The organism is Burkholderia sp. LFS061 (assembly GCF_047978125.1).
Lineage (GTDB): Bacteria > Pseudomonadota > Gammaproteobacteria > Burkholderiales > Burkholderiaceae > Burkholderia > Burkholderia pyrrocinia_C.
This window is the reverse complement of record NZ_JBFPFS010000087.1, coordinates 1-8,828: the sequence shown is the minus strand read 5'-3', so window position 1 is coordinate 8,828 and position 8,828 is coordinate 1. Positions and strand designations below refer to the sequence as shown.

Genomic DNA, 8,828 nt, shown 5'->3' with positions numbered 1-8,828 from the left:
GCGCAAGCCCGCCGCGAAGCGCGCGAAGCCGGCCGGCTCGGCGGCGGTGCGCGCGGCCGCCGCTTAGTAGCCCGCAAACCCTCCGCCGAAGCGCTCGACGTGACGCGGCGCCGGTAGCAGGTCGATCATGCGGCTCGCGCTCGTTCTGATGGGAGGCGGCGCGCGTGCCGCCTACCAGGTCGGCGTGCTGAAGGCGCTGGCCGAGATCGCGCTCGAGGCCGATCCGGACCGGCACACGCTGCCGTTCGCGGTCGTGTGCGGCTCGTCGGCCGGCGCGATCAACGCGACGTCGATTGCGAGCCACGCGGACGACTTTTCCCACGGCGTGCGCCGCCTGCTCGAATTCTGGGAGCACCTGCGCCCCGACTACGTGTACCGCACCGACTGGCTCGGCATCGCGGCCGCCGGCGCGCGCTGGCTCGCGACGATGACGTTCGGCTGGGCGGCCCGCCGTTCGCCGCGCGGGCTGCTCGACAACACGCCGCTCGCGCACCTGCTGCAGCGCGAACTGAGCTTCCACCGGATCGAACAGATGCTCGAGGCGCGGCTGCTGCACGCGCTTGCGGTGACGGCGCTCAGTTATTCGAGCGGCCGGCACCTCACGTTCTACCAGGCGGCCGAGCCGATCCAGGCGTGGCGGCGCGCGCAGCGCACCGCGCGGCTCGTCGATCTGTCGGCGTCGCACCTGCTCGCGTCGTCGGCGATTCCGTTCGTGTTCCCGGCCGTGCCGCTCGTGCTCGACGGGCAGATCGAGTACTTCGGCGACGGTTCGATCCGGCAGATCGCGCCGCTGTCGCCGGCGATCCACTTCGGCGCGCACCGGATCGTCGTCGTCGGTGCGGCCGACCCGCGGCCCGAGATTCCGGCCGCGAATGGCGCCGGCCGCGTGCGCGGCTACCCGTCGCTCGCGCAGATCGGCCAGCAGGTGCTTGCGAGCGTGTTCCTCGACTCGATCGGCTCGGACATCGAGCGGATCGAGCACATCAACCGGATGATCGAGCACCTGCCGCACCAGGTCGAGGTCGACAGCGGCTGGCGGCACGTCGACGTGCTGGCGATCGCGCCGTCCGAGCGTATCGAGCTGATCGCCGCGAAGCACCTGAAGCAGATGCCGGCGGCGATGCGCGGGCTGCTCGGCGCGGTCGGCGGCAGCCAGCCGGCCGGCGCGTCGTTCGCGAGCTACCTGCTGTTCGAGGAGGCGTTCACGCGCGAACTGATCGAGCTCGGCTATGGCGACGGGCGCGCGCAGCGCGACACGCTCGCCGGCTGGATCGCACAGGCGGACGGCAGCAGCGCGCCGGCAGCCGGCACGCCGCCGGAAGACGGGCTCGCGACGGGCGAAATACGGGTCTGATGTACGCAGATGGCGCGCGGTTGCGCGAGGTTGCGTTTTCGCGACGGTCGGGCGCGACCGATCGCCGCACCGGGATTGGCGGCGCGCGACCGGGCAGGCGTCTCGGAAGCGTCATACACGCGTGATATCATGGCCGCCGCCGTATACACCACATCGAGCAGCCCGCCGATCCGGCATCCGCACGGGACCCTACGGGGAACCCGCCTGGGGGCAGGGGACGGGCTCGCCAACGAGCCGGCCAGCGCCGGCCCCCCACTCAGGCAAGCGCGGCCGGTTCCGTTCGAATGGAGCGTGGCTGCGGCGTGCCCAACGGCGGCGGCGCGACCGCCCGGCTGCCGGACGTGGAATCAGCGTCCGGTCGGTCGGTTTCACGCGTAAAATTACAGTCTTGGCTGCAAAAAGCGCGCTTGGCGCGCCTTTGTGGCAACAGTCACGTTTAGAGAAGTCGCATTGCGCAGAACAGGGGTGGGACCATCATGAACACGATGCTTTATCCGGAACTTTACAGGTCGCTCGAAGCCGTCCGCTGGGACATGGAGAAGGACATTCCGTGGGACAAGTTCGACGCTTCGCTGCTCACCGACGAGCAGGCGAAGACGATCAAGATGAACGCGATCACCGAATGGTCGGCGCTGCCCGCGACGGAAATGTTCCTGCGCGACAACCAGCACGACAGCGACTTTTCCGCGTTCATGAGCGTGTGGTTCTTCGAGGAGCAGAAGCATTCGCTCGTGCTGATGGAATACCTGCGTCGCTTCAAGCCGGAAATGGTGCCGACCGAAGAGGAGCTGCACGCGGTGCGCTTCCAGTTCGATCCGGCGCCGCCGCTCGAGACGCTGATGCTGCACTTCTGCGGCGAGATCCGCCTGAACCACTGGTACCGCTGCGCGGCCGACTGGCACACCGAGCCCGTCATCAAGCAGATCTACGAAACGATCTCGCGCGATGAAGCGCGCCACGGCGGCGCGTACCTGCGCTACATGAAGAAGGCGCTGAACAACTGCGGCGACGTCGCGCGTGCCGCGTTCGCGAAGATCGGCGTGTTGATGGCGTCGGCGCGCCGCACCGAGAAGCCGCTGCACCCGACCAACCTGCACGTGAACCAGGCGCTGTTCCCGCGCGACACCGTGCAGTCGCGCCTGCCCGATCCGGAATGGCTCGAACGCTGGCTCGACGAGCAGATCCGTTTCGACGGCGAGTGGGAAAAGAAGGTTGTCGAGCGCATCCTGCACAACCTGTCGATCCTGTTCGAGCGCACGTTCGCGACCGCGCAGGAGCTGAACCGCTATCGCAAGGAAGTCACCAGCCGCCTGCAGGCCGAAAGCGGCCCGTCGTCGGCCGCGCAGCCGGCCTGAGGCAGCAAGGCGCCGCAGCCGGCGTGAATCGCGCCGGCCGCATTGCGCCGTTTCGCGTCCGTTGCATGAAGCCCGCCCGGCCGGTCCGGCGGGCTTTTTATCTGGCGCTGCCGCCGGGGCCGCCGCGCGCCCCATCGTTCATTCCGTCCGATCTCCATCATGTCCGCCACCTTCGAACGCAAGCTGATTACCCGTGATGCCCTGGTCGCCCTGCGCGCGTCGCTGCCGTCGCCCGTCGTGTTCACCAACGGCGTATTCGACATCCTGCATCGCGGCCACGTCACGTATCTCGCCGACGCGAAAGCGCTCGGCGCGTGCCTGATCGTCGGCGTGAACTGCGATGCGTCGGTGCGCATGCTCGGCAAGGGCGACGATCGGCCGATCAACCGCGAGGACGACCGCGCGGCGCTGCTCGCGGCGCTGGAAAGCGTCGACTGGGTCGTGAAGTTCGAGGAACAGACGCCGGTGTCGCTGATCGAGGCCATCCGTCCGGACATCCTCGTGAAGGGCGGCGACTACGACATGGATGCGCTGCCGGAATCGGCGCTCGTGCGCGGCTGGGGCGGCCGCGCGCTGGCGATTCCGTTCGAGCACGACCGCTCGACCACCGCGTTGCTGAAGAAGGTCCGCGCGCAGCAGTCCTGAGCGCGGCCCGGCGCTGTCAGGGCGCGGACGCCGCAAGCGGCGCGGCCATGACGGCCGGCGGCGCGATCGGGCCGCCGACGACGGGCTGGTCGGCCGCCTGCGCCAGCGGCGTCACGCGCAGCGCATCGGGCTGCACCTGCCGCGACAGCACGCCCGGTTCGCGCGGGCCGGCTGCCGGCAGCGGCCCGAACACGCCGCGCGCCACCACGAACGCGAGCATGTTGGCGAGAAAGAGAACAGCGATCAGCCAGCGCAGCATCGTCGACACTCCTTTTCGTTCAGTCGTTCAGTCGTTCAGTCGTTCAGTCGTTCAGTCGGGCCGGCCGCATGGCCGGCTTTTTCGTTGTTTCCGTGACTGTTCTCAACAGTCAGGCAACCCGTGTGCGGCCTTTGCCTCGCGGGCGGCGGGCCGCTTGCAGTGGCGCGTTCCCCCAACGTTCCCGCGACGAAATCCTGCACCGACATGCGCCGATACCGTCGGCGAGACGGCGAAGCCGACGCAACTCCGTCAATTCTGCGCGGCCGCTTCCTCGGCGATCAGCGCGAGCCCGGACAGGATCAACGCGTCGTGCCGCGTATGCGGCAGCGTCAGCGCGCGCGCGACCTCGTCCGCCGCGCCCCCTGCCAGCACGAGCCGCACGGGTGCCTGCCATGCATCGGCGAGATCGCGCCAAGCGCGTTCGATCAGCCCCGCCTGCGCGTACAGGCAGCCTGCCGACAGCGAACGCGGTGTATCGACCTGAAACGGCTCGGCCTGCGCACCTGCGAGCAGCCCGCTCGCGATGTCGGTGGTCAGCGTCGGCAACTGCGCGGTGTGCGTGCCGAGCGCGCGCATCATCAGCGCCCAGCCCGGCGCGATCAGCCCGCCCGTGAAGCGGCCGTCCGCGCGCAGCGCCTCGAGCGTCGTCGCGGTGCCGAACGTCGCGATCAGCAAGTGCTCGCCCGGAAAGGCCGCGCGCGCGCCGATCAGGCCGGCCCAGCGGTCGCTGCCGAGCTGTTCGGGCGTCGTATAGCCGTTCGTCACGCCGCATTGCGCGGGGCGCGAGCGTATCGTCGTGCGCGGCAGGCCCGGCCAGCGCGCGTCGAGCAGCGCGTCGATTCGTGCGGCCACGTCGGCGCCCGCGACGTTCGAGATCCATGCGCCGCGCGGACGCGGCAGGTTCGACCAGTCGGGATCGCCGCCGCCGTCGCGTGCGTGGCCGAACGCGCCGGTCTGGACAAGCGTGCGCTGCGCATCGGCGAGCGCCCACTTGATCCGGCTGTTGCCGGCGTCGATCAGCAGGTACGGCTCGTTCATTGCGCTTCGCGCAGCGACACGTCGCCGGCCGCGATCGCCTGCACGCCGTTCGGCGTGTCGAGCAGCAACTGGCCGGTCGCATCGATGCCGGTCGCGATGCCGCGCGCGCGTTCGACGCCCTGTTCGAGCAGCACGACTTCGCGGCCCGCGTACGCGTGCAGTGCATGCCAGCGCGGCAGGAACGGCGCGAGCCCGTCGGCGCCGAACTGCGCGAGTGCGGGCGTGAGCGCGTTCAGCGACGCGGCGAGCGTATCGGTGAGGTTGGCCGATGCGCACGCGATCGACAGCGCGGCAGGCGGCAGCCCGCTCGCGAGCGTCGCGTCGCGCGCGCGCAGCGCGTCGACCTGCGCGGCGACGGCTTCCGCGCCGCGCACATTGATGCCGAAGCCGATCACGACGGCGGTCGCGCCGGAGGTGGTCCACACGGTTTCGATCAGGATCCCGGCGAGCTTGCCGACGATGCGCGGCGTGCCGTCGTCGGTGGCCGTCAGCAGCAGGTCGTTCGGCCATTTGAGCGCGACGCGCATGCGGGCGTCGAGCGGCAGCGTGGCCAGCCCTTCGGCGAGCGCGACGCCGATCGCGATGCTGAGGCCGCCGAGCGCGTCGACGGCGCGCGGCACGATGCAGCCGACCGAGCACAGCAGCGCGTTGCCGGGCTGCGCGAACCACGGGCGGCCCTGCCGGCCGCGGCCGGCCGTCTGCTCGAACGCGACGCGCACGAGCGGCGCGGGCAATGCGTTCGCGCTGCGCGGCAGCGCCTTGAGCCGCGTCGCGACGTCGGCGTTGGTCGAGCCGGTGGCGGCGACGATGTCGAGCGGCCACGCACGCGGCGCGGCGTCCAGGTGCGCGTCGAGCCGGTTGCGCGCGATGTGCGCGTCGCCGGAATCGGGCGTGTCGGAGGAGGTGGGGGCGTTCATGGTGGCTATTGTAGCGACAGGGGGCGGAAGCGCGTTGGGGAGCGGGGAGGCGTTTGTCGGGGCGCTTGCCTGGATCGTCGCGGCGCGTTGGCTCGAATTTCGTTGCCGCCAGGCGAAGGTGTCGCGTATTCAAGCGAAAGTGCATTGTCAAGCTAATTGAAGTCCGGCCCGCTCTTGTCGGGTGATGGGAAAAACATAGTCGACTCATATGAATTGATTAGGAATTTCGAATTCGTCTGATTGATTCCCTTGTGCTGCTTGGGCATTTTGGATGCCAACCATTGACGACGGGGAATCCAGATGAGCAACGGGCAAGAGTCGCCAGCATCTTCTTTTACGGTTATCTGTCGGTTTGCTGCGGAAACCGGCCGGCGTATCTGGGCTGGCGATAAGGCAGTTGTCGAATCGGGAACGGTTCGTCTTTATATGGATACGAAGCGTTCGGGCGCGACGTTTCGAGGCGAGTCGGCATGATTCGTTTTTTCCTCGCCAAAGGCGACCGGGGCGGTAACGCCGTGATCACGGAAGGGCTGGAGTTCGTCACGTGTTCCAATCCACCCCCGCGCGTACAGATCGCCACGCTCTACATGAAAACCTACTGCACGGCTTGCAAACAGGAAGGATTCATCGCGCCGGAAGGTCCGCGTTTGCCTGGAACGGGGCCAAATGGTCAGCAGTGGGCATTGAGTGGCGATGTCAATGTATGCGGATGTAGTCCGTCTCCCGTCTTTTATGCCGAGCGTGGCATGAAGATGATTCTGACGTCACAAGCTGCAACAGCCGCTGAGAAAAACCAACGAATTGCAGAGGTCGATGAAAAAAAGCATACCGTCGCGACACGATCTGACGTTACTCCTACCTATGACGAACAGGTGCGCGCCTGCATTGGCACCAGGCTGCCGCAGAGCTATCCGTATTTGATCGAAATGGCTGATGGGTGCACGATCGCCGGACGCGTCGATACCAATGGTCGATTGCCGCGAATCCATACCGAGATTTCCGGGAGTTACCAAATATATTGGGGTGAGGATGCGCTTGCCCACAAGGACTGGCCGTCATGCCCAACAGATCGATAATGGTGAGGGGAAATACGACCCCGCTCTCAATCAAGGAAGTGCAGCTTCGGGCAGTGACGTTCAGCGAGCTGTGGGATGCTTACCCGTCGGGTACCCCATATGACAACCCTGCTTATACAAACCAATGTGCAATTCGCGTGAGTGTTGCCCTGCATCGCGTCGGGGTCGACATGAAGTCGTTTTCGTCGAAGCTGGTCAAGCCGCTCGGTGGGCAGTCAAGTATTGGTCGGATTCTTCTGCATGGAAAGGCTACAGCGACACGTGCTAACGAGCTTGGTGCATGGTTGAATCTGCTGCCTTTCGCGGGTTTGGGAAAAGTCGAGAGGGTCACGGGGCCGGACTGGGAGTCGAAAATCAGAGGCAGAACCGGGATTGTGATGTTTGATGGTTATTGGGTGCGTGATGGTGAGGCAGCAGAAAACGCCAGCGGCGGGCATATTGATCTATGGAACGGAAGGCGGTTGACAATAAGTAGTCTGCCAAATGTATTTGCAACATTTGGGCGGGTATTAGGCAGACATTCATTCAGGCCGGGGCGTGAGTTCGGCTGGTCAGATCTGCGAAACTCGAATCAGATTCTATTCTGGGAAATTCGATGAGGCGTCACGGAATCGCCACAATCTTCGCCGTTCTAGGCTTTGCAAGCCTTTGGTGGTGGTCGGCAATCGATATCGAAATCTGCAGGCACTTTCCGCGATCCTGTGTGGTGACGGGCTGCAAGGAGATTGACGCCTGCCAAATCAATTTCGTGGATGGTTTGGTGTTCGTGGCGACGATCCTTGGACCAGCGATCATTTTTTATGCTGCAGCTATCTTGTTCTCACGCAAGCAACGTCATTGGACACGATGGGCGGTGTTGCCGTGTTCGCTTGTCGCGGTGCATTGGTCCGTTATGCTTTTCTGGCGACTGTGGTAGATCAGGAATGAGTGGAGTCTAAGCGTGATCGTTGGCGCTGTTCTTCAGTAGCGTTAATGCCATGGCGTATAGACGGTGATCTGCTGCCAATGACGCATTATGCTCGGTGCGGGGGCCATGCTGACCGACTTGCTTTACCTTGAGCCAATGTTTTCCGTTTTCTCTGGCATCGCGGGCGCTTTCCGATCAAATGAAATTGTTGGGATCCGCCATCGGTGCAATTGCTGGCTTGGTCATGGCCACGCTCGTTTGTTGGGGCGGGTTGTATCTGTTCGGCGTTTTGATTCTTCAGGGGAGAGGCAGTCTGTTCGACACGCACCCGCGAGTCGCCAACCTGTTTTTTACCGGTTGGTTTGTATCTGTGGTTGTGGTCCCGGTAATCGGCGGCTGGCGTGGGTGTGTATGGGGGCGAAACCGGGAAAGAAGAAAGCGGAAAGGGGATTGAGGTGCGCTCGCCCATGCCCCGCAACCGATTCCGCCTGACGGTGATCGATGAGCGGGGCGTCAGGTCGTGCGCGTGAGGCCGCCCTTGTCCCGATGGCTCGCGCCAGCCGCCCGAACCGAAGAACCATCACATCACGGAGCGACGACCGGGTGCTTCAGCGCATGCGCGGTCTCGATCCACTGCGCGTGGAATTCGTCCGCGTCGGGCCGGAGCCCCAGCTCGCCGTTGCGATAGGCCATCGCGAGGGTCTGCACCGCTTCCGGCAACTCGTGTTCGGCGGCCCGACGATATAGCGCGAGCGCGCGCGCGTCGTCGCGCGGCACGCCGCTGCCGTCGCGGTACGCGTTCGCGAGCATGAAGTCAGCGGCCGGGATGTCCGCGCGCGACGCGACGTCGAACCAGTGCGCGGCCTGCACCGGATCGGCGGCGATGCCGTAGCCGCTGCGATAGATCAGCCCGAGGTAATACGCGGCGGCCGGGTCGCCCTGTTCGGCCGCTTCGCCGAGCAGGGCGCGGGCGCGTGCGTAGTCCTTCGGGATGTCGCCGCTGCCGAGCAGCAGTGCCTTGCCGAGCGCGAGTTGCGCGCGCCGCGCAGCCGGTGCGTCAGCCTTGCTGTTCGCCTGCGCGGCGGTTTCCAGCCAGCCGCGCCCCTCGTCGCGCAGCCCCGGTTCGCGCGCGTCGACGAGCGCGATGCCGAGCGCCGTCTGCGCGGCGCCCGACCCGCGGCGCGCGAGCGTGCGCAACTGCGCGAGCGCGTGCGGCTCGGTGGCCTGCGTGACCATCGCCTGCCACTCGTCGAGCTGCGCGGCGCTCGGTGCGGGGC

Annotated in this window: 9 protein-coding genes; 5 read left to right on the top strand and 4 right to left on the bottom strand. The window is 66.3% G+C overall.

All coding sequences use genetic code 11. The features are described from left to right. The first annotated feature begins 127 nt into the window (after positions 1-127). From ACNQQL_RS35410 to rfaE2, 3 genes are all read left to right on the top strand, one after another. Positions 128-1,354: a patatin-like phospholipase family protein gene (locus tag ACNQQL_RS35410; RefSeq protein ID WP_072437328.1), complete on the top strand. Its 1,227-nt coding sequence runs from the start codon at positions 128-130 to the stop codon at positions 1,352-1,354. Between the two features lie 476 nt (positions 1,355-1,830). Further along, positions 1,831-2,709, top strand: a complete 879-nt coding sequence (locus tag ACNQQL_RS35405) for a diiron oxygenase (protein ID WP_034208501.1) — start codon at positions 1,831-1,833, stop codon at positions 2,707-2,709. 159 nt (positions 2,710-2,868) lie between these two features. Then, positions 2,869-3,354 carry a D-glycero-beta-D-manno-heptose 1-phosphate adenylyltransferase gene (gene rfaE2, locus ACNQQL_RS35400; RefSeq protein ID WP_072437326.1) on the top strand — a complete coding sequence of 162 codons (486 nt, stop codon included), beginning with the start codon at positions 2,869-2,871 and terminating at the stop codon, positions 3,352-3,354. A 16-nt stretch (positions 3,355-3,370) separates the two neighbouring features. Here rfaE2 and ACNQQL_RS35395 read toward each other — a convergent pair whose 3' ends face one another. The 3 genes from ACNQQL_RS35395 to ACNQQL_RS35385 all read right to left on the bottom strand — a co-directional run bounded on the left by ACNQQL_RS35395 (position 3,371) and on the right by ACNQQL_RS35385 (position 5,568). Next, positions 3,371-3,613, bottom strand: coding sequence for a hypothetical protein (locus tag ACNQQL_RS35395; protein ID WP_072437658.1), 243 nt, complete (start codon positions 3,611-3,613; stop codon positions 3,371-3,373). A 249-nt stretch (positions 3,614-3,862) separates the two neighbouring features. Further along, positions 3,863-4,651, bottom strand: coding sequence for a type III pantothenate kinase (locus ACNQQL_RS35390; RefSeq protein ID WP_347069385.1), 789 nt, complete (start codon positions 4,649-4,651; stop codon positions 3,863-3,865). Continuing rightward, complete coding sequence (locus tag ACNQQL_RS35385; protein WP_347069383.1) at positions 4,648-5,568, bottom strand: biotin--[acetyl-CoA-carboxylase] ligase; 921 nt, start codon at positions 5,566-5,568, stop codon at positions 4,648-4,650. Before ACNQQL_RS35385 ends, ACNQQL_RS35390 begins: the two co-directional genes overlap by 4 nt. A gap of 470 nt (positions 5,569-6,038) precedes the next feature. Here ACNQQL_RS35385 and ACNQQL_RS35380 point away from each other — a divergent pair, with 470 nt between their 5' ends. After that, positions 6,039-6,644: a hypothetical protein gene (locus ACNQQL_RS35380; RefSeq protein WP_347069381.1), complete on the top strand. Its 606-nt coding sequence runs from the start codon at positions 6,039-6,041 to the stop codon at positions 6,642-6,644. Continuing rightward, positions 6,626-7,243 carry a type VI secretion system amidase effector protein Tae4 gene (locus ACNQQL_RS35375; protein ID WP_347069379.1) on the top strand — a complete coding sequence of 206 codons (618 nt, stop codon included), beginning with the start codon at positions 6,626-6,628 and terminating at the stop codon, positions 7,241-7,243. Before ACNQQL_RS35380 ends, ACNQQL_RS35375 begins: the two co-directional genes overlap by 19 nt. An 893-nt stretch (positions 7,244-8,136) precedes the next feature. On the opposite strand, the gene ACNQQL_RS35370 is transcribed toward ACNQQL_RS35375, so the two are convergent. Continuing rightward, a partial coding sequence (locus ACNQQL_RS35370) for a tetratricopeptide repeat protein (RefSeq protein ID WP_347069377.1) occupies positions 8,137-8,828 on the bottom strand: 692 nt, incomplete at its 5' end.

Excerpts from the sequence above, each read along its gene's own strand:
- ACNQQL_RS35410 (WP_072437328.1), top strand. The coding sequence starts at position 128 with ATGCGGCTCGCGCTCGTTCTGATGGGAGGCGGCGCGCGTGCCGCCTAC.
- ACNQQL_RS35405 (WP_034208501.1), top strand. The coding sequence starts at position 1,831 with ATGAACACGATGCTTTATCCGGAACTTTACAGGTCGCTCGAAGCCGTC.
- rfaE2 (WP_072437326.1), top strand. The coding sequence starts at position 2,869 with ATGTCCGCCACCTTCGAACGCAAGCTGATTACCCGTGATGCCCTGGTC.
- ACNQQL_RS35395 (WP_072437658.1), bottom strand. The coding sequence starts at position 3,613 with ATGCTGCGCTGGCTGATCGCTGTTCTCTTTCTCGCCAACATGCTCGCG.
- ACNQQL_RS35390 (WP_347069385.1), bottom strand. The coding sequence starts at position 4,651 with ATGAACGAGCCGTACCTGCTGATCGACGCCGGCAACAGCCGGATCAAG.
- ACNQQL_RS35385 (WP_347069383.1), bottom strand. The coding sequence starts at position 5,568 with ATGAACGCCCCCACCTCCTCCGACACGCCCGATTCCGGCGACGCGCAC.
- ACNQQL_RS35380 (WP_347069381.1), top strand. The coding sequence starts at position 6,039 with ATGATTCGTTTTTTCCTCGCCAAAGGCGACCGGGGCGGTAACGCCGTG.
- ACNQQL_RS35375 (WP_347069379.1), top strand. The coding sequence starts at position 6,626 with ATGCCCAACAGATCGATAATGGTGAGGGGAAATACGACCCCGCTCTCA.